Origin of the sequence: Ekhidna sp., assembly GCF_039960695.1 — a bacterium.
Classification (GTDB): Bacteria; Bacteroidota; Bacteroidia; order Cytophagales; family Cyclobacteriaceae; genus Ekhidna.
On the sequence record NZ_JBDVKP010000013.1, the window covers coordinates 1 to 23,558 of the forward strand.

Sequence of the window (23,558 nt, forward strand, 5' to 3'; positions counted from 1 at the left end):
GCTGAAGTATTCTCCACCATAAATTGGATAAATATTAGAAAGATCAAATTGATCCATTTTTTGCTTGAAGCTTCGTGGAAAAAAAACTAGGCTATCAAGTAATTCACTTTTGCTATTCAGAGAAAAAAAAGATTTGGAAACCTCAACCATAACCCCATTATGCGGCGATAGTATTGCTGAACTTTCCTTTTCCATTTTGCAAAGTGCTTTTGAAAGCACTTTCGGTTCTACAAACACGTCCGTATCCGTCATCATTATAATCTTTCTTGTGGCAAGGCGAGTAGCAAGGTTTAAATTTCTCGTTTTATAATGTGGTCCATTATCCTTTATGAAGTGATAGACAATTGTATTTTCTAAATTAGAAGTCCCTTCTTGTTTGAAGAAAAGCTGTTGCTCACCTTGTTCAAGAATTACTATTTCAACACCTTTGAAATACTGATTATAATAATCAAGGATGTAATTGAGATTTCTAATTCTGTCTTCAGAATCTACCTTTATCACCACAATAACAGAAAGATTAGTAAGCTCGTATTTCATAATCTTGATAGGATTATATCATATAATAGAACAAAGTACAATGTTATTTGAATTTTCACATATCCAGTATTTAAAGTACTTTCAAAATGAAAATCAATTTAAAAGAGACAACTTTCATAAAATCATCAAACTCTTGCCCTTCTGTAAAGTATTCTAGTAGCCTCAAACGGAATATCTACTTTTGTTAATTCCCAAACATTTCTATACAAAAAAATTGTGTTGATTTCAATAAGATGAAACTCTCCTCGAGAGCTAAACCCAATGTCAACTCCATATAGACCCAGCTGACAATCGAGAGGTAAAGCCTCCAAAATAAAATCACGAACCAGATCAAAATCAGAATCTATCAATTTCATTTTTCCACCTCTCGACAAATTCTTGGTAATTTGATAGGGCAAGCCAACCCTTTCGTACGCACAGATAATTTGGTTATCAGCAATATAAACTCGCCATTCTCTTTCAAATTTTATGAATTGTTCTAGCAATACTAGTCGGTTCCCAGAATCAAACTGGCTTATTATATATGTTTTTGCCTCTTGAGGAGAATCTAACTTACGAATCCCCATTCCACCAAGACCATTTACAGGCTTAAAAACTAAAGGAAAATGCCCATTTTCTATAGCTATTTTTAATGTTTGATCCACTAAATTCTTGTAATGTATCACGTAACTGGGAGTCCGTACATTGTCAAATTTAGACTGTAATAATTCGTAACACTTTCCTAAATTATCTGTAACTCCAGAATAGCAATTAGCAAATCGTTCAACATTAGTACTCATGGGACATCCCTCCTTCCGAAGGTTATTCAACAAGAGTAGAACTTGTTGTGGTGAACAGCCTGAGTATTCAAGGAAATACACCATTGATAAATTATTCAGGGAGTTATCTTCGATGTGCATTTCGGGTACAGTAGAGTCTCGTTTATACTCATAAATAACTCTCTCTGGACGAATGATTACAATCTCATCATACAATTCCTTTGAGTGTTCCAAAAAACCGCGTCGCTCATCTTCAATACTGGAATGATAAATTATTCCAAGTCTCTTTTTTTTATTAATCGGCATTTTTACTTTTCAAATAAGGATATAATACCTGCTTCAATGAACCATCACTCCTCATTACTCTAGCCACAAAATGCCCCCCTTGCCTTTCGAAGAGGTTAGGGACTTTCCATTTTTCTGTAAGATTTTTTATGTGAGAGCTATCTCTTTCATGGCGAGGATCAAAATATATATCTATATTATCATTAGATAAATCCAGATTGCACAGGTTAATAAATGGATGATCTCCGAAATCCCGATTGATTCTGTTTAAGTGGTTCATATACCTACTGGGAATGGTTCCATCCAATATGGTCTGGGGAGAAAAGCAAAAAATTCGATTTACTTTTAATAAATGTCCATATAACAAACTTGCAAACCCTCCCGAACACATTCCAAGAGTATATACTTTATCAATATTTTTTTCTATAATGAACGATTCCAATTTTCTAAGCGTCATTTCTGGAGAGTTGGAAAAACCTTTAATCCCATTGAAATACCAAGACCTTTGACTGTCTCTAAAATGCAAAACATTTTGAGAGGGGAAGGATCTCTTCATAAATCCTTTGAACTCAAAATATCTAGTAACCCCAAAACTGGAAAACACAATAGTTAAGGATGTACCTTCATCTTTTAAATCAAACAAGAAATCAGATTCGCACATAATTATTAATGATTATCCAAATTATCACCAAATGTTAAATCAACATCAAAAAGTTATATTTATTTAAAAAATTGAACCTATTGATTTCACATTTCAATTTCATAACTACAAGATTCCTCACCACAGATCAAGGTAAATTGCCTATTTTGTTCAATAATTGTCTCCTCACTTGCTTGAGTTTAATTCTAATCGCTTTAAAAAATTACAATCATAATTAAATTCACTCTTAATGATTCAACGAATATCCGACTATACTTATAGTTCAGTAGCTAATTACTTACATCAAGGATTTATTGGGGGATTTGTATGGGGACATGCGGAGGCTGGGCCAAGAGCCTTAGGAAACAGGTCGATATTGGCCGACGCCAGGAGCATACAAAATAAAGACAGAATTAACGGATACATCAAAAATAGAATGGCCTTCCAACCTCTGGCACCAGTTTGTTTAGAAGAAGATTTCGATCGATTTTTCGAACGCCCTCCCTGTGACATTAGTTTGGAATACATGCTCTTTGCAGTTAAGTGTAAGGAAGAAGTAATGACAAAACTTCCTGCAATTCTACATGCTGATCACACGGCAAGAGTTCAAGTAGTAAATCAGAAAAGAAACCCTAACCTTCATGTGTTATTAACAGAATTCAAGAAATATTCTGGTGTGGGTGTCTTGATAAATACCTCTTTTAATGGCAAAGGAGAACCAATAGTCAATACTATAGAACAAGCATACAATACCTATAGAAAACTCGACCTTGACTTCCTAATTATAGATAAATTTCTAATCTCGAATAAATTATGATTATTGGAGTAAACCTCAATCACGATTACGCATATTGCATCATCTCTAATAATTATGTTTATTTAAGAGAAATGGAACGGCACTCAAGATTAAGGCACCATTGGAACAAAGAGTCGTACACCTTAACTATTCTTGACGACCTATCCATTAATGAATTAAAACAATTTGATTCAATTTACCTCAATTCGCCTAATATGAATCAGATAGAGGAAAAGGGAGGCATACTTTCCTCTCATTCAAGAGATTATGTTTATTCTGGTGAATATTTGACTGCAAATCACCCTACTGGAATAGTCTATGGAAAACTAGAGGTTGAGGGGATTGTAATTCCATGTGCTTGGGTGAGTCACTATCATGCACACGCAGCAAGTACTTTCTACTCATCTGGCTATTCAGAGACAGATGTCTTGTGTCTCGACGGTGGAGGTGATTGGGGATTTGGAGGCTGGTTTTATGGTCTGAATCAGACACTTAATCTCTCGCATCAATTTTTGAACTGTGAACTAGGATTAAGTTATCACTCATTCTCTAAAAAAGTTTTCAATGCTACGAAAGGATTTTATGAGAGTAAAGCAATGGCGTTAGCTGGTTTTGGGAACAAGAAAAACAGCACCAACCAATTCCTTAATAAGGACACTAAATGGCAAAGTGAATTAGACACTATTATTTCTGTCCATGATATTGCTCAATTCCAATTTGATTTTGAACAAGGGGTACTGGACTTAATCAACAAGCATAAAAAACACGACTACCTTTGCTGTGCTGGTGGATGCTTTCTAAACGTAAGCCTAAATAAACAACTTGCCGAGAGCAATATATACAAGGGAATTCATATCCCACCATATGCTCCAGATATGGGAACTGCTATAGGTTGTGCTATCTATGGATGTTTGGACCATAAAATAGATATACCTGTTAAGGACCTACAAAATCCTTATATAGGAGATAATATTTGTGCTTCAATAGCTGATCTCAAATGTGTTATTGAACAAAAAGGTGACAGTGTAATATTCTAAGATAGTGTTAAGGATCGTGTTTTTTGAATCAAAATTTCCGCGGACTTATTGATGCCATCAAACTGTGATTCAAAGCTAATATTTGAGTGCTTTTGACTACTTCTACCTATTGGAGAATTAAAGTGCCAAACTAGGCCCATGGAATTTGCCTCAACTATATATAGCTTACCATCCTCCACATCTCTGACAATGTCACAACCTATCAATGGAACTAAAGGAAAAGCAGCGTGGGCTTTTTCACCTAAAGCGATTATTTCCTCATCATAATCTAAACTAAAGCTGCACCCTTTTCCAGAAGAAACAATGGTTCCTCCCCCATTCTTAAAATCATTCCTAGATTTCAGAGGAATTTTATTTCTATTAGCTTCTATTTTTAATGAAAAAAGGACTTTTCCGAATAAGGTTGTTACACGGTAGCTAGTAGGCCATTCACCTGTATAAATGAATTCTTGAAGAATCCACTGATGAGATCTTGATGCTGCTTCTGTTTTAGGCTTTTTCCATTTCACTTTAGATTTCTTTACAATCTTCACATCAGCACCTTGTCGTCCACGTGCTGGTTTCATTACTATGTAATCCCCAAAATCATCAAGGTTAGGTTTATTACCCACACTTAAAAGTGCCATCCTGGGTACAGGTAAGTCCATTCTTTTCATCATCAAAAGCTCTTCATATTTAGAAACAATTGATCCTTCATAAATGGTGCCTGTAAGCTGTTTGAGGTGCTTTAACCTAAATATTGAAAACACAAGAGTAGGTTCTTTCTTGAGAAATTTATCAATGGCCTTATTTTCTTCAATATCTTCCACGATAAATACTTGAATATCAGGAGCATTTTTTTCGATATAACTAGCAATTTGTTCAAAGTCAGGCCTTTGATTAGATTCTTTATGCGGCACAAGAACTAAATTATATTTCTTCTCAGTAAGCATTTTATATATCTTATCACTTTTCTCTATTTTATAGAATGATTCAAAACCTGATTTCCTAATTATTAGCGTCTGATTTTTCGATATTGTTCACTTTAAATTCAAGTGTACCTTGACCAAACAGTGTTAGGTTTTTAATAAAAGAACAAGGTAATACTCAATTCAAAAAAGGTAGATTTTGAAGCATTTATTTCATATTAAACTGCTTTCCAATCATTATCATAGCAACATATGAGTATTGATTTGTCCCTAAATCTATTCGCATATTTTAGTGCTACAGATAATACGGCCGCCGTAGATGGACCAATAGGAAGACCCTCTTGCTCTTTTACCATTGATAATGTCTTACACCAGTCATCATTGGAAAATGTTTCATATTGATCGATGATGTTAAAGTCAATATTTAGTTTACCCTTTGGTATACCATAAGTTCCAACTCCATGAACATTATGAGGTATGGTTTTCATATTTAAAGGTTTACCATTATCCTTAAGGTACCTAGCAACAGGTGCCTCTTGAGGTTCAATTGCAACGATTTTAGATTTAGGCCAAGTTTGCTTAACAAATCTTCCAATACCGCTCAAACTAGTCCCTGATCCTACTGCACCCAAAAAATAATCTATATTACTCACCTTTAGTTTCTTTAACTGATCAACCGTTTCTTTCACAAAGTTTTCGTATGCCAACTTGGCCTCTGGGATAACTTTTGAGATCGCAACTAGTCTAGTTGGATCCTCACCTAAATTGCCTTTGTTTTTCTTATCTTCATCCAGCATCCTGGTTAGAACCTCAACATACCCTTCGCTATACCTACCGGCTGGTGAAAAAATCAAATCTCCGCCTAGCTCAGTAATTTGCTTTATACGTGCCTTTGATGCATCAGCAGGTATAATTACTTTAGGAGAAGGCTTATTGAAACCCAACTTATTTGCACAATAAACCATTGCAGCCCCAGCATTACCAATACTTGTTTCAACAATTGGGGTTATACCCGGATATATCAGTTTCTTACTTTCAAGAATACGAAAAAGTGCGGGATAAATTCTGATATGATGACTTCCTGTTGGATTTAGATATTCTAGCTTCCCAAATATTCGATTATTCCCGAGTATTGGTACTTCTGTAAATTTGTGTAGTGGAGTATTGCCGATTTCCGTAAGACAATTCTGATAAACTAAATTCCTTTCTCTAGAAAGAGGAAATTTTTCTTCAATGTTGAGCATTTAGTAAATAAAATGACAATATCTAAGAAACATAACGTCTATTACAATAAAATTTGAATATTGATTGGTTTAATTTATTGGCAGCGGTTCAAAACAAATCACATATATTGGAAGCCCCTTCGACCTTACCTTCTGCCAGAAACTATTAAAGAGCTCTAGTTCCTTCTCATACATACTTTGCAGCTATGCCAAAACTTTAAGCTCACTCATGAAATGAATATGTATTATAAACTTAGACGTTTTCAACAGTAGAATTCAAAGAATACTGACGCCAAATCATATTTTTCCTCTTATCAGCTGTAAGACATCCTTTCGTATTCTTAAACTTCCATTTGAATCTCTTTTCAAATCTGGAATTTTTTTGTTCTTAATATAGGTTGATATTTTCTCCTCTGTAATTTCTAAAATCAATGCAGCCTCAAAAATTGAAACCCACTTCGCTTTCAGATTTAATTTTACATTTTGGTTCCAGAGTTTTTCAATAATCGTTAGAGAGAATTCATGACAGCCTCCAAGGCTATAAGAATTTAACTCTAAATTAGCATCACTATAAGCCTTTCTTACATCTTTTGCCGTCAATACTACTTTCCACTGATCCATAATGTGAAGAAAATGCTTACCCCTATAATTTGGATCAGCATTCCATCCAATCACATCTCCCTTTTGAATCCTTGAGATTCTGACCCATCTATCTAGTAAGGGCATAAAGCACATTACCTCTTGATGATAACCTCTCGTAAAATGACGGCCTCTCAAAATCATCTTTGTAATTAGAGTATCATCATTTACACTACCATATTGAATCTTTAGTCGTTCTGGTTCCTTATTACCTTCATCAACTTCATTCATCTTGTGATTTTTTTGCTCCATACCTCATTTAAACCTTGTTGGAGTTTGTCTATCCTTGTATAATTTATTTAAGCTGAGGACCAGTTTTATGACTGGTACACCTATCAAAAATCTTCCTTATAATTTGATGTTTAGGTATCAAAAATCATTCTTCAATTAATTTAATATTTGATTTTAATCCTAGTAGTACATATCAGTTTTTGATTTCCATGTAACCACAAGGATGTACTTTCCATCGTTTGCCTCTGTGCAGGCTACATCAAAAATTTCTATATCTTCTTCTTTAAGCTGTGTCAAAGGAACCAATTGCTTATGGTGAGAATACACAACACTAGCTCCTAATGATTCTAGCTTTTCCCAGTTTGGTTCCTCACTTAAAATACTTGTGTGACAAAACATACACATACATGCTCATTTAAACTAATTCATTGTTTTCACTAAAGTAACTTAAGTTTCATTTACGGAATAGCTTGACTAGGGTGTATTCGAACTTCACTTATTCAATCTGTTTTTGAATAAAGTTTAAAAATCCTTCTGCAAACTATCTATAATTTGGGGTTTTTGAATCATCAGTTATGTGTCGAAACTGCTTCTTTGCCAGCTTCATTTTGAGCTATTGGCAATGATTGGGCAATAGGATACTTTTACAGATTTTTAAAAAGACCCTATTTGCATTTATAGAATAGACTTAGAAGCTGAATGAAAAACTATACAAGAGAAATTCCATTATTATCTATTCATATTCCAAAATGTGGAGGCACTTCTTTTCAAGAAGTTTTAAAAAAATGGTACGGTGATAATTTATTGTTTCATTATTACAATGAAAAGGAAAACTTAATGCCTAAAAAATTTAAGTTAAAAAAATGGCACCAAAGTCAGTATAAAAAAGATGTCTGCATTCATGGGCATTTTAACCGCAAAAGAGGATTTGGAATTGATGATTATTACCCAAAAATAAGACAAGCAATTACATTCGTACGTGATCCGTTAGAAATGCACCTTTCATTATATTTTTTTCTACATAGGAAAGTGAAAGAGGGCACAAATTATCGTAATGGAAGAAAATTTTGGGTAACCAATGACATTGATGAATTCCTTGAAAATGGTTCACTTATGAGCCTTCATTTTCCAAAAGACTTGTCAAAAGGAAATATGGTAACATTCATTGATGAATACTTTGTACATATTGGCGTAATGGAATATTATCAACAAAGCATGGATATTCTTGCAGAAAAGTTAGAGAAACCCCGAATCATTATCCCTCATAAAAATATTTCAAAAAAAAAAACCAGGTTCCGTCAGAGGAGGCAATAAGAAGGTTTAAAAGAAAATGTACTTTTGAGTATTCTTTATATGAGATAGGACTAAAAGCAAATAACATTATATAAAATGCATTTTACAAATAATGTTATGTACAATAAGCATTGCTTAGATTTCTCCGGCTCCTCATATTTCTAATTTTCTCAGCCCGTAAGGCTGAACAACACTACTTTCAGGAGGTATTTGTGAGTGACTTAAGCGAAGGTGACACTCTTTTTTCCGGTGGGTAAATTAACCCACACTAATATTGGAAAAGATATCTTATTGCATTTCGGGTAACGGGTAAATACCTAAAGATTCACGAACTTGGAACTAGCAACAGAACAACCAAGAAATCTGGACAACAGAAGTTTAGGGTAGTGAAGGTCGCAACTTGTTAATAATGAGCAAGGTTCACAACATAGAGACAGACGAACTCAGAAACATTCTCAACTGTAACAACATAACCATAGACAGCATTGAACTTAGAAAATGTGACTATATAAATCCTTCTTGATAATGGAACTCTAAAACAACAATATTCCAAGGTAATTTTTTGAGAACCCTGATACAGCAAGAAATACGGAACCGAAACAACTTACACCTTACAGAACCATTAAGTCAACTGAATTTCATAAACCAACAATCACCTCTGAAACAAAAGCCTATAACAGACACTAGAGCATAGTGCATTTCGTTTATGATCATTTTGTGTAATCGAATACAGATGAATTATTTTTATGCTATTTTTAGTTAAATGAAAACATTCGATTTTAATGATTACTTCAGCCTCACCAATGATGGATATTATTCCAGTGAGAAGGAGGATTTGGAAGTTTTAAATGAAGTCCTTAACGAAGAACTCGGATACCTGTTATTGAAGGGATTTCCAATTCACAGGCAAACAGAAAAAGAAATCCAAGAAAACATTTTGAAGTTCGGTTTCACTTTGGGTGTTCCGGTCTCAGAAACAAAATATAATGATTTTATTCTAAGACTTGAAGACCTTAATACAATCATTGATGATAGAAAAGCTAATTCAAAAAACAGACCTCTACTAAATGGACAAGAAGATGCTAGAGCAGTGCCAATCCATAATGATCGATCCGACTTACTTGTACTTTGTGGCATGAAGCCCGCAAGAAAAGGGGGAGAGACATTTGTAGTAAGTACGAATCAAATATGTGAGAAATTCATTGATAAATACCCGAAACAGTTTGAAGTTTTGCAACAACCGTTCAAGTACAATTACATGGAAGATCTTCAAGAAATTCCTATTATTTCAAAAACTTCCAATGGATATATCATGTGGTATGTTAGAAGTATAATTGAAAATACCATTAGAACAAATAATCTTCCGAACCTAACCATCCCACAAATTGATGCACTTGATACGTTAGACCAAGTTATCAATGAATTTAGAGAAAGTGTCATTTTGAAGCATGGAGATGTCTTAATAGTCAATAATCACAAAGCGCTTCATGGTAGACTCAAATTTCTTGAAGGAGATAATAGATTATTGTATAGAATTTGGATTTCTTCACCAGCTTCCCAAAAACTACCCAATTCTTACAGCACTCTTTTCAGACACACAGATCAAGGGTGCTATAGAGGCGGTGTCTGGTCAGACGATTTTGAGTTAAATCAAATATCTACCAATATAAACTTAGCCAAAGAGCAAATCAAGAAACTTGTGATTTCTGATTAGTCTTAAACTTGACAATATGCCATCAGCGATTTTATATTCAATTCCAATTTATGAGCTCCACCATCCTCCAATGACTCTCGGGATGAATCAGATTAAACTTACCTCCTCTCACATCTTCAGATTTATATTTTAGAAATACTCGTTTGAGTTCCTGGAGATGCATATGCTCAAATTCCTGATCGTTATTGACTGAGATTACTCTGATCAATCGAACAGATAACAAGTTAGCGCAATTACCAACCCTACTTAGTTGGTGCATTCAATCACACTATTCAATAAATCCGATTTCAAATAATAAATGCGACCTGTGCCGGGAATATGCTGACATTTAATCTTACCTTTTTTAGTCCAGTTATGTAATGTTGGTAATGATATACTCAAGAATTGAGCGGCTTGCTCCCTTGTCAATAATTGCTCGTCATCTTTTGTGAATGCTTGAAGTTCATCTCTCATCACTGCTCTTAATTCTTCAAGTGTATATATTGTAACATCCATTATGATATAGCTTCATTTGTCCCATTGTAATAATACCAAAAAAAGTAATTGAGCGTAGTGGGGTGAAAGAAATAACGACAGTGATAGCGACAGTATAAAACAAAAAAATCTGTAAATCAATGACTTGCAGGCTAGCTAAGCAGTCCGTAGGGTCGAATTATCGAACCTGAACGAATCAATAACTATTCTCAAAAAGACAAAAAAAGATTTATTGAATAGTGTCGTAAACATCAAAGACATTCTTCGGTGAAGCTTAATTATTTCTAAGCCTAGATAATATTTATCTATCTAACCAACAATACAAGTAACTCATTGCATTCTTTCAAGAAAAAAAAATATAAAATCAAGAAAGTTGTGAACATTTATCAATTGAAATATGTGTGGTATGTGAAATACCCATTATGCTCAGATATAGGATATTAATTGCAGACACATATTTAAAAAAATGATGATTGGTAGTCAAGATAAAGATAAGCCAGACTTCTGTTTTCTCTTTTTTGACAATGCAATACCTATTCTAGCAGCAACCACTCTTGAAGTGAGTATGTCAAAAAGAATTCCATTTTCAATGCCAAGGGCCTTTGCTATCAAATTACCAATCTTACGACCAAGCACTAGACCAGTGGCTCCACCAATAATCTTATAAAGTGCACCTTCATTAGTATGAGAACTCATCCAAACCAAGAGTTCATCTCCATTCAGTTTATCATCAAATAGTTTAGATATCAGTCTCTCAGTTGAAATAACTGGCTCTTCTTTTGCAACCCATTCTAAATAGTCTTTCATACTTTTTAGGCTATTTATTAGGTAGGTGTTCAAATAAAGAAATGATTTAAGCTGTTTTATTATTTTAATCTATACCTCAATGCAAAGACACACATAGCTCAAATTCATTCAAATATTTTTTTAAAAAAAGCATTACGTATAACTTTCATATGTCGCCAAGAACAATGAAGAAATGGATGCCGCCAGTTTTGATTTTTTTTCCGAAATCAACAAAGACGATAATTATCAACTCCTTTATCCGCAAAGGGAAATTGGACTGGCCATAGTATGGTTATATCAGAGAAGTCTGGAAGGAGCTTTTCCAGACATGACGTTCAAAGAATCCGATATTCATGACGCCTTAGATACAGTACATCCACGTTCTGGGACAAAGTCTCACAGAAAACCAACAGAACATTATAATCAAACAATCGCAAGCCTTCAGGAATACTTCTTAAGATATGATGAGGAGAAGCAAGTTTATCGATTTAAAGAGTATGCCAATGAATTTTGTAAACATGCTTTTAATACACTGAAATCCAATTTTGATCCAACCCAAATAGAACGTATTTGTAAGAACCTCACAAAAGAGTTAACGGAGGCTAAAACTCAATTGCAGGTCAAAGATTGGATAGCTATTAGCTTCGAAAACTTTAAGCCTAATCTTCGACAACAGATAGATTTTATAGAAAGACAAATTGATCATTCTGTACTAGAGCTTCGTCAAAACATAAGTGACAATGAGAATACTAAGATTGTTCAAATCCTAAAAGAAATTGATACCCGTTTTGATGATATAAGAAGCCAAAATAAGGAGTTACGTGGAGCTTTTAGAGAGTTTGACACTATTAAAAGAAATCTTGATCAGCAATCAATGTCCATAGATGACAAGGAAATCGGTGACTCGATTCACTCCGCTCACCTCTTTCTTCAAGAAATGAAGAAGTTGCTTTCAATTGTAGATAGCCGCCTAGATCGAATCCAACCAAAAGTAAAGCAGTTATTTTCTAATCTCAACAAGCCTCTCTTTAATACCAAGGTGGAGAAATTTCTAAGGTTTCTTTTGGACAGAAGTACTTTGAAGGTTGCAAAAAATAAAAAGATATTGTTGCTCCCTCCTGACATCCCGGAAATTGGTTCTTTACGTCAATTAACTAAATTTTCGATTGTTGAGCGCAAGAAAGACCTATTTCCTGCCAGGGCAAGAAAAAAACTACGGTACACTGAAAATGAGGAATCAAAGCTAAAAGCCTATAGCAGTTCTCAAAATCAATTTATCAAACAAGACAAGATTGATATCTGGCTAAATCGTATTGATTTGGATCTTAAAAAAGAAGCGAGAGTTCATTTCTCTGAGTACTTTTTTGACATTCTAAAAATGAACAACAATGACTTAAATCTTGCCATTGAACTAGCATATCGAGTAATAAGAGATCGGAAATCATATAATTGGAAACTGAGTATTTCAACTGAAAATGATCAGTCAAACCATGTCCGAAATCTTGAATTAAGAAACATGTCAATTGAAAAAATATCATGAATAGCTTGGCATTTTTTAAACATCAAGAAGCTAGGGATCTGTTTGCTAAAATTGATTACGCCTTGAAGGATGGTGTTCACATTCAAAACAGTATCCATCAAGCAAGCTTTTTTCGATTCATTGAAGAAAATGAAGAGAGCCTGAAAGACTTTTATGAAGAGTTTTACGGCGTTTATTTAGAGCATGGAGGAGAGACTATAAATAAGTACTACTATTTAGAATTCGGCTACAACACCCGAGGCAACATTCCCTTAGAACATCGCTATTTTTTTCCTAATGAGTATGTTATTGTGGCTTTTATGGTCTACAAAATCATTTTTATCGATGGATATGTTGACCTTTCTTCTGTTTCTAAAATTCAGAAAATAATCAGGCAGGATTATGAAGATCTCAAACCAGGTCTATATAGGGCATTAGCAAAAGCGAAAAGGGAAAAAACAACAAAAATCAATGATGAAAATGTTGACAAAGTAGTCTTGGATGCATTTAAAGAATTCGCCAAAATTGGCTGGATCACCTTAGATGAAGATTTATTTGATACACTTCCTGCTTTTGAAAGAATCGCCAAAATTTACTCGGACTATATCAACAATTTAGAAGACTGGCTTAAAGGAGATAAGGTTATATGAAGGAGTTTCCTAGAATACATAGCTTATCTACATTAGGACTTATTCATCATCAGGAATTTGACTATGAATTCCATCCTTTAAGGACTGACTTCATGGGTGATAGTGGGTCTGGAAAAAGCATGATTGGTGATTTACTTCAACTCATCTTCGTTGGTTCAAATGCATTCGAATCTGCCACGGTTGGCACAGATGACAGGAAACCTACAGGAATGGTCCTTGAATACAAAAAAGGTCGTGGAACTGATTTTGCATATGCCTTCGCAAATATTGCCGTAACTCAAAATAAATTTGTAGTTATTGGCACTTACATCGAGACCACCGTACGAAATACCCATTCATTTATCATTGAAAGTGGTTATGAGATGGAAAACCTCACCCCTTTCGATAGACCTCTGAGTTACCAAGATTTTCTTAAAAACGATGAAATACTTCCAATTGATCTCCTTAAGGAATACCTCGAGAAGAGTGGATTCATTTGTAATTCATGGCAAAAACCTAAGTCCTACCATGAGATATTATTTAAGAATAAAATTCTTCCTCTGGACCTCACTTCAAATGATAAGACACTTAAGGACTTTGCTCAAATCATTCAATCCTTCTCACGAGGAAAAACCTTGGATACCAAGAAGAGTACGAGTTTGAAAGACTTCCTGTTTGGAGATACTGAAGCAAAGGAAATCACAAAGAGGTTTAAAGAGGCTGTCAAGGAATTCGAATCTGAAATTGGAGAGTATGGGAGAAACTTAAAGGAAATAAACCGAGTAACTGAAAAGCAAAAAGCTTACTTAGAGTTACATAAACGAAGAGATCAACTCGAAAATAGTATGCACGAATGGCTAATAAAAAGCTGTGCATATTTCAGTCAAGAGGAAAAAGACTTGTACCAAAAGCTAGTTGCTGATTCTAATCAGTACATCAAAACAACTCAATTCTTAGCTCAAATAAACAATTGGGCAAATAGTGAATTGTCTGAAACGGATCTCAGAGAGCGTCAGTTAAAGGTAAATGAAGATAGTGCTCTCATAAAATTGAGAGAGATTGAAAAAAAACATTCTATACTCAAAGAAGCTCAGGAGGTTTTAAGCAAAGTAAAATGTGAGTCATCCGAACTAAAGGGACTTTACAAGGACAGCAAAGAAGCTGCTAATAAGATAAAAGCGATAGAGTCTGTGAAATCTGCTCTAAAGCAAGAGAATCTTGAAGAATTCTTCGAAAGTCAGACATGGCCAAATTTCTTTCAGGAGTTTAGCCAGGACATCAACAATAAGTTGGAAATTATCAATGAGGATATCAAGAAAAAGAGGATTTTAAAGAACTATTCTGATATCAATGATGAGAATTCCTTAGCCAACTGGGCATTCAATCTCGATCGTCCCTTAACGTTTGAAGAGGAAAGTGCACTAATCCATTTTCAATACTTACCAAGAACAAAACCTTCGAACAAGAAGAAGTATCTTCCACGTCCTGAAGAATTAATTCTCGCACTCAACATTTTAGAAAGAGAAAAAGATGGTTTCTGGCTGAATATAAACGGAATACTAGAATTTGTACCTCTTATAGAGGAAAGAGTTTTTGACCAATCTGATAAGAAATCTATTAAGTTCTTTTTTGCAGAATATTCAAAAGAGCTTCAATCTGATATTGATAGGTTGATAGATCATACTAATAAACTCAAATTAGTTCAATCAACTTTTCTCGTTCTTGACAGTCCAAAGCAGTTTTATGAATACTATTTAGAAAAAGCTAAAATAGACAAAGCTAACTATCACAAAGTGTTGGATTTTGACGATGAGACTCTTGAGAAATATCTATCAAGTCTATCAAATGAAAAAGTAATTGAAGAAGAGTATGGCAATGCCCAAGACAACCACAGAGAAGCTGCACGAGCTTTTGCAGCTTTCGAAAACCAGAACAAGGAATTAAAAAAAATCAAAGAGATCTCCAGTTTGACGGTTCCAACTTCAGAAGAAGCAAGAACCATATTTGAGAGATTAGGAGATCGCAGTTCGAAAGCTTTTAATTCAGAAAATGATAAGGAAAACCTACAAAACCTCATAGAGAGAATCGCAAGTCAAAAAGAATCAATTAGAAACCTTGACCCTGTCTTATTATATAATAGCTATAAAAACGCTATTTCTGAGAAAGAAAAGGCTTTCGAAAGATATAAAAACAGATTCAGCACTGACCCTGATCTTTCAATATTAGAAAACATAGTTCATGATGAACCTAGATACGAACACGACCAATATCTAATAGCCGAAAAGGGTTATCAAGATCAATTTAGTTTAATTGTTAACCAATACTTATCTGCTGATTCTCACAAGTTCGAAACATCGCAAGATTTTCTTGAACTCGGAAAAAATCTTCTGCCAGAAGCGTTCAGAAATGAGCAGGTGACTGAAGAAAATGTTATTGAAAAGATCAGACACTATCTCGAAAGAATAAATGAAAAAAATCGAGAGCTCAGCTCAAGGAAAATACAACGCATTCGTGACATTGTAGAGGAGATTAACGATAAGGTAACCATTCAACTCAACGAGATCAGGTTAATTAATAATTTTTTCAAAAGCGATGAGAAGCAAATAACTGGAGGGTACAGAGTCAGACTCAAAAAGGAAACTTCTAAGCAATTTCCTCTTGAATGGATTGCCACTTTCAAGGATCAAGTTGATCGCGAAATCGGCTTATTCGCGTCGGAGGATGGACTAAGACACGATCTATCTCTCCAAATTGGTTTAGAAGAAATGATGAAAGACGCATTTGACAAATGTGGAGGATCAAAGGATACAAAAGTGACCATAACTGACCTACTAAACCCTTGCTCCTACTTTGATCTTACCTTTTCAATGGAATCTGATGCAGGAAGAACCAATATTGGAAGTACGGGTCAAACCTATGCCGCAATTGCTATGCTATGCATTGCACGGTTATCCATAATCGGAAAGGAAGATGGCGAAAAGCAAAAGCCAGGCATACGTTTTATGCCTATTGATGAAGCAGAAGGTCTAGGTTCAAACTATGATCTATTGTATAACATCGCTAAGACTTATGATTATCAGATCATTTCTATGTCTGTGGGTTCAGTAGGAAGATTTAAGGATGGTGACCAATACGTCTACATACTACACAAGAATTCAGATGAGGATGATCCCGTCAATTTTACACCTATGGCAATTTACAGTCGTTCAGATATTAAAGATGAATCGTGATAGCATATATAATCGGAAGTTAAGTTGGCGGCATCTCAAGGCACTACATGAGTTATTTACCAAAGGTGTTACTAAAAGCAAAATTAGGGGTCATTCATATATTGAATACCTGATTCGAACTAAGGGACTTATAAAACCTAAAATCGGCAACTTAAACATATTAGAAGCACAAAGAGGTTTCGCAGCATTCTATGAGTTAAACTTCAAGAAGCATTATGATCTATTTATTAATTTCTTTAATTCATATGGAATCGAATCTGATGCTAAGAGAAAATACTTGGAAGAGGACATATTCACATTGCTATTTATATCAGAACATCAGGAAAGCTTGAGAAAAGAATTAAGTACAATACGAACGTTTTCAGCTACTGTTTTCAAGGGCAAAGGGTCAAAGTATTTAGAGAATAACATAAGCCTTAAAAATGCTGTCTGTCAAATACTGAGCATTGAAGAGTTTCCAGAAAAAGATCCTAAGAATCTAGCTTGGAGATTTGTTGTGGATTCAGTCACTCCAAGCACTATTGTCTTATGTGAGAACCTAGCCTTCTTAAAACTTCCATGGAAAGCCAAGGAAAACAACATAGAGCTTTGGTATGTAGGTGGTAATAACATCACCATTATTGATGACATTCAACCTTCCAAACTCTCTCTCCCTATTTATTATTCCTGTGATTGGGATTATCATGGGCTAAAAATTTATAGCTCAATCAAGGAAAAATTGAAGGTAAAGGGTGCTGACCTGAAACTATTGAGCCCCCCATCAGATAGTTTGCTACTATCGGTAAACTCTCCCAATCACAATAGTGAATGGAATCACTCCAAGCCACTTTCTGGCCTCAATCCAGAGGATTTTAACAATCAACAACTCAATCTCATAAAGGCCCTAATTCAAAAGGATCAATGGATTGAGGAAGAATCGAACGATCTACTAGAATTGGTATGCTTTAACAAAATCACATTATGATTCAATCAATCGAAGAAGGCAGAAAAGAAGATGGGAATAGATCCATTGCTGATAAAATCATTAGAAGGTTACACGACTTAGATAAAACGGTTGAAAATAATAAAGGAAGATGGGCTTGGGAGCTACTTCAAAATGCAAAAGATAGTATTGCGGATGAAGAGGAGAAAACCGTTTCAGTTGAAATTGAACTAAACAATGATAACATTGAATTTCGTCATAATGGAACTCATTTTACAGAGCAAGATGTGAGAGGCCTCATTAATCAAATCTCATCAAAGGAAGTAGAAGAGCACGAAACAACAAAAAAGACGGGTCGTTTTGGGACGGGTTTTATAACCACTCACCTACTCTCAAGAGTCATAGACGTAAAAGGTATATTAAAAGCCGCAGATAGCAATTACTATTCATTTGAGTTTCCACTGGATAGAAGTGCGAAAACAACTTCTCTATTCATTCCAAAAATTGAAGAAGCGTGGAATAAGTTTCATACTTCTGCAAGACAGTTGACCAGCTATGATCCAGAGAATTTTAACACAACATTTAATTATCAATTAATAACTGAAAATCAGAAAGATATTGCACGACTCGGTATTGAGGAGTTTTCACTGCTCGTTCCTTATGTGCTTGCGTTTATACCAAAGATTTCCAGCATTGAGATAATTGATAATAAGATGAAAACAATCTCAAAATTTAGTAATACAACTTCCTATAACTCTTCAATTAAGGAAATAATAGAGGACAAGAATGGGCAACAATACAAGAGATTAATTCTGTTTCGAACAAATGAAAAAGTTAGCGTAGCTGCTGAGATTGAGAAAACGGACAACTTTTACAAAGTTCTAAGTACGGAGGGCATTCCTAAACTCTTTTGTGATTTTCCTTTGATTGGCTCGGAGAAATTCTATTTTCCTGTTGTTGTCAACAGCTTTTTCTTCAACCCTTTAACTGAACGTGAAGGAGTTTGGCTAAAAGGAAATGAGGATAAAGAGGTTATTGAAAACCAAGAAATACTTCTGGCGGCTGTCGAGCTATATAAAGAACTTATTGCCGATGTTGAGTCTAATAACTTTACAGATCTATACAATATGGCTGATACAAGACTGCCGGTTGTTATTGATAAGTACATAGACTTTGACTGGTATGAAACCAATATTCAAAAACCACTAAGGGATGTTGTTTACAAGTCAAAACTTGTTGAGTCAGAAGAGAGCAAAGAACAACATAAATCGATCAATGAAACATGGTTTCCTAGGAAATCCTACACAAAAAAAGTAGCAGATCAAATTTGGAAATTTACCTATGACTTATTCCCTGACTCAGTATGTAAAAAAAATCATATTCATCAATGGCTTAGTCTTTCGTGGAATGAATGGAAGTATTTAGATTATGAAGAACTTCTAAAAGATATACAGAATCTAAAGTCTATAATGGGTTTATCTGATGCGCTTAAACTAGATGAAGACAAATGTTTTGAATGGCTTAATGAAGTAGGAACCTTTTTGTTAGAAGATGAATCCAACGAACACTATTTAAACAAGTATGATATTATTCCAAATGCCAATGGTAATTTCAGGAGCGTCTCGGATTTCAAAGGTGATTCAAATCTATTCATCGATAAAATTAAAGACCCAGATTTAGTTAAGATACTCAAGCTTTTAGGTGAAGACTGGGATGACATATTAATTCATAATAAAGTTGGATTTGGAAAATATCATTCAAAAAAATTACAAGACATAGCTGCACGAATAACAGAAGTATTAAGTAAAGCAAAAGAAAAGGATGATGGCTATATTGAAGCTATCAGTATGCTATCTGAATGGTTTGATAATAATGAACTTCTAGGCAAAGAACATTTCTCTGACTTGTACAGAAAGAAGGCTGATCTCTTTATGAATACGATTAAAGATAAAGAAGGCCTGTATCAAATCATGAAATCTGGTGCTGATTTAACAGAACTTGCTAAGGTAGCAACCTCAATACAAGCTAGCCCAATTGAGGTTGAAGGGCTATCAAATCTTCTAAACGAATATCACATCGATAACCTAACACAACTGAAAGAAATTTTAGAAAATTCTCAAACAATTGGGGGTAAGCTTGAACTGACTCAGGAGATGTTAGCTGGTCTTGGAATATCATCTCAACAAGAACTTGAGGTGGCTCTAGAAGACAAAGACCTTAAGGCGATGTTTACACACACTTCCACTCCATCGGTAGAGATGTTTCTTTACGCACAATCACTAATCAGTAGGGCGAAAGAAAACGTATTAAAACATTTGCATAAACTTCCTCAGTATGACTGTAGCGAAATGGAAGAGTTGGCACATACGGTTATCGGTGGCATAAAAAAAGATGGATTACTAATACAAGTTGTAATTCGCCCATCAGATCACGGTGAAGTAATAGTCTATTATACTTCAGAAAAAGATACCTTGGATTATGAAAATGCTGAGCTTTGGATCGACAATGGCATTCAAGAGCCCAAACATTTAACACTCGGCAGAATACTTAAAACAACAGGAATTAATAGAATACCAGTTTAGATATGTCACTCGAAGAGGAAGTCAAGGCAATTTTAGGACAACCTGAGGGAATAAATCTCGAATACAAGGCTGTATTACCGCCATCTAGAAATATTGCCCAAATCATTTCGGCATTTGCAAATGCAGAAGGAGGTATATTAATCCTCGGGGTACATGAAAAGCCTTTAGGTGGTTTAGAAATCAATGGTTTGAGTGATGATTTCCATGCAAATTCTATTACTCATAAAGCACTCGATCTACTCAAACCTCATCCTTCAGTTCAATATGAATACGTTCAGACTAATAAGAAGAAACTCTATGCTATTAAAGTTGATAAGTCAGAAAAAATAATCGAGCTTGAGGGTAAGGTATTTATCCGTAAAGGAAGCTCTATAATTTTTTCAAACCCACCAGAACAGCATTTTAGAACTGATGGATTCAATGAGATTAAGAGAATTAATGAGCTTCTTGAGAATTACAAAAATGATTCAACCAGTTCAAAAAAGAAACTAATTGAACATTACCAAAGCATTCTGAAGATTTTTGATGACCTAGGAATTAAGTTATACCCAGTAAGTCCATCACACCCAACAACAGATTCTGAGGGTAAGATTTTAACGAGAATATTATTTTCATCAATAGCAGATAATTTCGAAAATTATCTTTCTGATTTGCTTTACGAAATTTTCCTAGCTAATCCGTCAACACTCAAATCGAAAAAAGAAGTAACAATAGAAGAAGTATTGAATTGCACCGACCTACAAGAATTCGTGAAATATTGGGCTAAGAAACAACTTTTAGGTCTGCAAAAAGGAAGTGTAAAAGGTTTTATTGAGGAGAACAAGCAAATCAGAGACCTGAAGGTAATTGACAATGATCGCCAAAGTGAAATCGAGAAGATACTTCAAGTCAGACATCTTTATTCTCATAGAAATGGTCTTGTCGATGAAAAGTTTTTACAATATTTTGATGGATACTCTTTGAATGAAGAATTTCAGTTAACAATGGAACAAATGTGTTCTAAGCTCGAATACCTAGCAACAATTGTTAATGAAATTGATCTCAAAGCAATTGAAAAACATAAGTTGGCATTAAGTGACTAAACCCATACTAATGTTATTGGGTAATTATCCTTTTTCATATATTCTGAAAATATTACATTTAATGTTCTAACACTGCGCATTGTCCCTCAGGAGTTGGAACTTGAAATACCTTCTGACTCAGAAAAAATGGAGTTTGATCAATTGAATCTTAAAAAAATAGACAATGAACTCCTAATAAGAAAACTTCTTGATAAGGAGGTAATCTCTCCTACCAACAAACAACAAAAAGATCTCCAAAAAAAAATCACAATCTCTGTTCGGAACAGTGATTATGTGTCCTCAATAAACAATCTCACTTTAGGAGTCTTTTTCGATATAGAGAAAACATTTGAGACCATCAGAAGAAAGGGTGTTTTTAGATATTCCAATTATGAAACTCAAAAATGTATTGTTGGATCAGTAGCAAAGCACTTGATTATTGTGTTGGACAAATTAGGTATTGATTCCCATAAGGATACAGCCTATTTAAAATCGATTGTTAGTCTATCAATACTTCATGAATCATTTAGAGAACTGAGGAAATTTATTCTAGCGGAAGTCAAAGTCTTTTATCAAACTAATAAGGATAAGTCTTTAATAAAGTCACTTCTAGCTTACACTGACTTCTTATTTCTTTCCAATCATCTACCTGAGGGCGCTGATTTGCTTAGCATCAAGTCTAGAAGTAAAGAGCAAATATCTAGTGGTGTTTCATTTCTGATTTATCTAATTACCGAAACAAGAGAATCTAAACACACAGATACTACTAAAATTTCAGATGAGTGGATAAGCAATGGGAAGATTGGAAAGCTAATAATTGTATCATGTATTATCCAAGACCTGAAGGAATTTGAAATATTAATAGAGCATTTTGGATACAAGTGTGAAAAAACCAATGATTCAATCAAGATAATTCCCCCATCTGCCGATTTCGAAAAGATCATGAAACTTGGATTTATACGATCCCAAATTCAAAGCATAAATGATCTTTTGAGTATGGATATTAACGCTACGTCAATAGAAGATTTAGCTGACAAACTATATGAATATGACGATCTGAAAATTTTTGAGTACACGGAAAGTCATGATTATCCAAGATTTAGAATCAAGATGCCTGAACCGCTTCTTGAAGTAATCTTTGATAAATTTTTCAATACTGAAAAGTTATTCAAAGAAGAAATAATGTCCCTTTCAACTGTTTTCAAGGAGCAGTTATTGAATTATGCGGATCTAAAAAAAATCATAATAAGAGATGATTTAAATCTCATGGATTTTATCAAAATCCACAGACTATTTATACTGTTCTATCACCTTTTTACTAAGAAAATCTATAAAGTAGAAAGCTCGACAGCTACGGTTATCAGATCTTTGATTGCAACATTTTACGAAGAAAAATTCTATGATATTTTAGAAAAACTAGCTTCGCCAGACAAAGTTGACATATTCTTAGACCTTATCAGTTGGGAAGTTGGTGAGGATAAACTTTTCGATATTCAATACCATCCTATAATTAATATAGACAAATCATTCCTTGTTTGCCTTACAATTATTGTTCAGTCAAACTCAATAAGAAATCTTTACGCCTCAGAATACAAATTAAATAACAAGAATCTCATCACAGATGGACTTTTTGATCCACTAGTTGAAAGATTGAGTGATACTTTAACAAAAGCCGGAATTGAAAATTATAAACATGTCTCCATTAAGAATGGAGAAATAGATCTAGTTGCAATTTATGAAAATACAATATTCTTTTTTGAATGCAAACAATCCCTCCACCCCACCAGTATTCATGATTTAAGAACAACATATGACTATATCAATAAAGCAATAGACCAACTTGACAAGACAAAAATCAACTTTCGAAAAAACAACCTTAAGAATGATCTTGAGATAAAGCTGAATATTGATCTTAAGGATATCGAAAATGATTGTTATGTTATCATGCTGAGCAACCGTGTGTTGAATGGAAATGAATTCAAATACCCAGTCAGAAATATTAATGAATTTAAAAATTTCGTTTTAGCTGGCACAATGAAGACTAATCAAGGGGAGTATTTACTTTGGGAGAATAATCATTTGCAATTATCTGATTTACTTGAATACCTGAGTCTTCAAAGTAGATTAGTTCAATTAATGATAAATTCATTCTCCTCTCGTATTTTAAAATACGAAATCACTATTCCTCCAATTGAATTTGAGGAATACTATTGGGACTGGACCCATACCGAAAAGGTGTTGAATGAATTCACTAAGGATCTCAAGGAAATAAATAACAACTAGCACTCTCTGTG

At 34.3% G+C, this 23,558-nt stretch carries 21 protein-coding genes; 11 read left to right on the forward strand and 10 right to left on the reverse strand.

Features of this window, described 5'->3' with window-relative positions; translation table 11 throughout:
• The 3 genes from ABJG98_RS08685 to ABJG98_RS08695 form a co-directional block, all read right to left on the reverse strand.
• A partial coding sequence (locus tag ABJG98_RS08685; protein WP_348279111.1) for a hypothetical protein occupies positions 1-537 on the reverse strand: 537 nt, incomplete at its 3' end.
• 125 nt (positions 538-662) lie between these two features.
• Complete coding sequence (locus ABJG98_RS08690) at positions 663-1,601, reverse strand: hypothetical protein (protein WP_348279112.1); 939 nt, start codon at positions 1,599-1,601, stop codon at positions 663-665.
• Complete coding sequence (locus tag ABJG98_RS08695) at positions 1,591-2,241, reverse strand: hypothetical protein (protein WP_348279113.1); 651 nt, start codon at positions 2,239-2,241, stop codon at positions 1,591-1,593. Before ABJG98_RS08695 ends, ABJG98_RS08690 begins: the two co-directional genes overlap by 11 nt.
• A gap of 229 nt (positions 2,242-2,470) precedes the next feature.
• Here ABJG98_RS08695 and ABJG98_RS08700 point away from each other — a divergent pair, with 229 nt between their 5' ends.
• The gene (locus ABJG98_RS08700; protein WP_348279114.1) at positions 2,471-3,037 is read left to right on the forward strand and encodes a carbamoyltransferase C-terminal domain-containing protein; all 567 of its coding nucleotides are present in this window, start codon (positions 2,471-2,473) and stop codon (positions 3,035-3,037) included.
• Positions 3,034-4,053, forward strand: coding sequence for a carbamoyltransferase N-terminal domain-containing protein (locus tag ABJG98_RS08705; protein WP_348279115.1), 1,020 nt, complete (start codon positions 3,034-3,036; stop codon positions 4,051-4,053). Before ABJG98_RS08700 ends, ABJG98_RS08705 begins: the two co-directional genes overlap by 4 nt.
• Here ABJG98_RS08705 and ABJG98_RS08710 read toward each other — a convergent pair.
• The 4 genes from ABJG98_RS08710 to ABJG98_RS08725 all read right to left on the reverse strand — a co-directional run bounded on the left by ABJG98_RS08710 (position 4,050) and on the right by ABJG98_RS08725 (position 7,453).
• On the reverse strand, positions 4,050-4,985 hold the full coding sequence (locus ABJG98_RS08710) for an ATP-grasp domain-containing protein (protein WP_348279116.1): 936 nt from the start codon (positions 4,983-4,985) through the stop codon (positions 4,050-4,052). The two genes, ABJG98_RS08705 and ABJG98_RS08710, sit on opposite strands and share 4 nt — an antisense overlap.
• Positions 4,986-5,179: 194 nt before the next feature.
• The gene (locus ABJG98_RS08715) at positions 5,180-6,205 is read right to left on the reverse strand and encodes a pyridoxal-phosphate dependent enzyme (protein ID WP_348279117.1); all 1,026 of its coding nucleotides are present in this window, start codon (positions 6,203-6,205) and stop codon (positions 5,180-5,182) included.
• Positions 6,206-6,481: 276 nt separating this feature from the next.
• Entirely contained in the window at positions 6,482-7,054 is a 573-nt protein-coding gene (locus tag ABJG98_RS08720; protein ID WP_348279118.1) for a hypothetical protein, read from the reverse strand.
• Positions 7,055-7,234: 180 nt separating this feature from the next.
• Positions 7,235-7,453: a hypothetical protein gene (locus ABJG98_RS08725; protein ID WP_348279119.1), complete on the reverse strand. Its 219-nt coding sequence runs from the start codon at positions 7,451-7,453 to the stop codon at positions 7,235-7,237.
• Positions 7,454-7,753: 300 nt separating this feature from the next.
• On the opposite strand from ABJG98_RS08725, the gene ABJG98_RS08730 reads away from it, so the two are divergent.
• On the forward strand, positions 7,754-8,368 hold the full coding sequence (locus ABJG98_RS08730; RefSeq protein ID WP_348279120.1) for a sulfotransferase family 2 domain-containing protein: 615 nt from the start codon (positions 7,754-7,756) through the stop codon (positions 8,366-8,368).
• A 742-nt stretch (positions 8,369-9,110) separates the two neighbouring features.
• Positions 9,111-10,061, forward strand: a complete 951-nt coding sequence (locus ABJG98_RS08735) for a TauD/TfdA family dioxygenase (protein ID WP_348279121.1) — start codon at positions 9,111-9,113, stop codon at positions 10,059-10,061.
• A 37-nt stretch (positions 10,062-10,098) separates the two neighbouring features.
• On the opposite strand, the gene ABJG98_RS08740 is transcribed toward ABJG98_RS08735, so the two are convergent.
• The 3 genes from ABJG98_RS08740 to ABJG98_RS08750 form a co-directional block, all read right to left on the reverse strand.
• A complete protein-coding gene (locus tag ABJG98_RS08740; protein ID WP_348279122.1) occupies positions 10,099-10,320 on the reverse strand; it encodes a hypothetical protein in 222 nt (73 codons plus the stop codon).
• On the reverse strand, positions 10,308-10,556 hold the full coding sequence (locus ABJG98_RS08745) for a helix-turn-helix domain-containing protein (protein WP_348279123.1): 249 nt from the start codon (positions 10,554-10,556) through the stop codon (positions 10,308-10,310). Before ABJG98_RS08745 ends, ABJG98_RS08740 begins: the two co-directional genes overlap by 13 nt.
• Positions 10,557-11,015: 459 nt before the next feature.
• The gene (locus ABJG98_RS08750) at positions 11,016-11,342 is read right to left on the reverse strand and encodes a hypothetical protein (RefSeq protein ID WP_348279124.1); all 327 of its coding nucleotides are present in this window, start codon (positions 11,340-11,342) and stop codon (positions 11,016-11,018) included.
• Positions 11,343-11,514: 172 nt separating this feature from the next.
• Here ABJG98_RS08750 and ABJG98_RS08755 point away from each other — a divergent pair, with 172 nt between their 5' ends.
• From ABJG98_RS08755 to ABJG98_RS08785, 7 genes are all read left to right on the forward strand, one after another.
• Positions 11,515-12,861: a hypothetical protein gene (locus tag ABJG98_RS08755; RefSeq protein ID WP_348279125.1), complete on the forward strand. Its 1,347-nt coding sequence runs from the start codon at positions 11,515-11,517 to the stop codon at positions 12,859-12,861.
• Entirely contained in the window at positions 12,858-13,490 is a 633-nt protein-coding gene (locus ABJG98_RS08760; RefSeq protein WP_348279126.1) for a hypothetical protein, read from the forward strand. Before ABJG98_RS08755 ends, ABJG98_RS08760 begins: the two co-directional genes overlap by 4 nt.
• Positions 13,487-16,699 carry a hypothetical protein gene (locus ABJG98_RS08765; protein WP_348279127.1) on the forward strand — a complete coding sequence of 1,071 codons (3,213 nt, stop codon included), beginning with the start codon at positions 13,487-13,489 and terminating at the stop codon, positions 16,697-16,699. Before ABJG98_RS08760 ends, ABJG98_RS08765 begins: the two co-directional genes overlap by 4 nt.
• Positions 16,689-17,663, forward strand: a complete 975-nt coding sequence (locus tag ABJG98_RS08770) for a hypothetical protein (RefSeq protein WP_348279128.1) — start codon at positions 16,689-16,691, stop codon at positions 17,661-17,663. The genes ABJG98_RS08765 and ABJG98_RS08770 overlap by 11 nt, the downstream gene beginning before the upstream one ends.
• Entirely contained in the window at positions 17,660-20,203 is a 2,544-nt protein-coding gene (locus ABJG98_RS08775; protein ID WP_348279129.1) for an ATP-binding protein, read from the forward strand. The genes ABJG98_RS08770 and ABJG98_RS08775 overlap by 4 nt, the downstream gene beginning before the upstream one ends.
• A gap of 2 nt (positions 20,204-20,205) precedes the next feature.
• Positions 20,206-21,285, forward strand: coding sequence for an ATP-binding protein (locus ABJG98_RS08780; RefSeq protein ID WP_348279130.1), 1,080 nt, complete (start codon positions 20,206-20,208; stop codon positions 21,283-21,285).
• A 93-nt stretch (positions 21,286-21,378) separates the two neighbouring features.
• Positions 21,379-23,547, forward strand: coding sequence for a hypothetical protein (locus ABJG98_RS08785; protein WP_348279131.1), 2,169 nt, complete (start codon positions 21,379-21,381; stop codon positions 23,545-23,547).
• Positions 23,548-23,558 lie beyond the last annotated feature (11 nt).

Bases quoted from the DNA above. Each gene is read 5' to 3' on its own strand.
- ABJG98_RS08690 (WP_348279112.1), bottom strand. From the start codon at position 1,601: ATGCCGATTAATAAAAAAAAGAGACTTGGAATAATTTATCATTCCAGT.
- ABJG98_RS08695 (WP_348279113.1), bottom strand. From the start codon at position 2,241: ATGTGCGAATCTGATTTCTTGTTTGATTTAAAAGATGAAGGTACATCC.
- ABJG98_RS08700 (WP_348279114.1), top strand. From the start codon at position 2,471: ATGATTCAACGAATATCCGACTATACTTATAGTTCAGTAGCTAATTAC.
- ABJG98_RS08705 (WP_348279115.1), top strand. From the start codon at position 3,034: ATGATTATTGGAGTAAACCTCAATCACGATTACGCATATTGCATCATC.
- ABJG98_RS08710 (WP_348279116.1), bottom strand. From the start codon at position 4,985: ATGCTTACTGAGAAGAAATATAATTTAGTTCTTGTGCCGCATAAAGAA.
- ABJG98_RS08715 (WP_348279117.1), bottom strand. From the start codon at position 6,205: ATGCTCAACATTGAAGAAAAATTTCCTCTTTCTAGAGAAAGGAATTTA.
- ABJG98_RS08720 (WP_348279118.1), bottom strand. From the start codon at position 7,054: ATGAATGAAGTTGATGAAGGTAATAAGGAACCAGAACGACTAAAGATT.
- ABJG98_RS08725 (WP_348279119.1), bottom strand. From the start codon at position 7,453: ATGTTTTGTCACACAAGTATTTTAAGTGAGGAACCAAACTGGGAAAAG.
- ABJG98_RS08730 (WP_348279120.1), top strand. From the start codon at position 7,754: ATGAAAAACTATACAAGAGAAATTCCATTATTATCTATTCATATTCCA.
- ABJG98_RS08735 (WP_348279121.1), top strand. From the start codon at position 9,111: ATGAAAACATTCGATTTTAATGATTACTTCAGCCTCACCAATGATGGA.
- ABJG98_RS08740 (WP_348279122.1), bottom strand. From the start codon at position 10,320: ATGCACCAACTAAGTAGGGTTGGTAATTGCGCTAACTTGTTATCTGTT.
- ABJG98_RS08745 (WP_348279123.1), bottom strand. From the start codon at position 10,556: ATGGATGTTACAATATATACACTTGAAGAATTAAGAGCAGTGATGAGA.
- ABJG98_RS08750 (WP_348279124.1), bottom strand. From the start codon at position 11,342: ATGAAAGACTATTTAGAATGGGTTGCAAAAGAAGAGCCAGTTATTTCA.
- ABJG98_RS08755 (WP_348279125.1), top strand. From the start codon at position 11,515: ATGGATGCCGCCAGTTTTGATTTTTTTTCCGAAATCAACAAAGACGAT.
- ABJG98_RS08760 (WP_348279126.1), top strand. From the start codon at position 12,858: ATGAATAGCTTGGCATTTTTTAAACATCAAGAAGCTAGGGATCTGTTT.
- ABJG98_RS08765 (WP_348279127.1), top strand. From the start codon at position 13,487: ATGAAGGAGTTTCCTAGAATACATAGCTTATCTACATTAGGACTTATT.
- ABJG98_RS08770 (WP_348279128.1), top strand. From the start codon at position 16,689: ATGAATCGTGATAGCATATATAATCGGAAGTTAAGTTGGCGGCATCTC.
- ABJG98_RS08775 (WP_348279129.1), top strand. From the start codon at position 17,660: ATGATTCAATCAATCGAAGAAGGCAGAAAAGAAGATGGGAATAGATCC.
- ABJG98_RS08780 (WP_348279130.1), top strand. From the start codon at position 20,206: ATGTCACTCGAAGAGGAAGTCAAGGCAATTTTAGGACAACCTGAGGGA.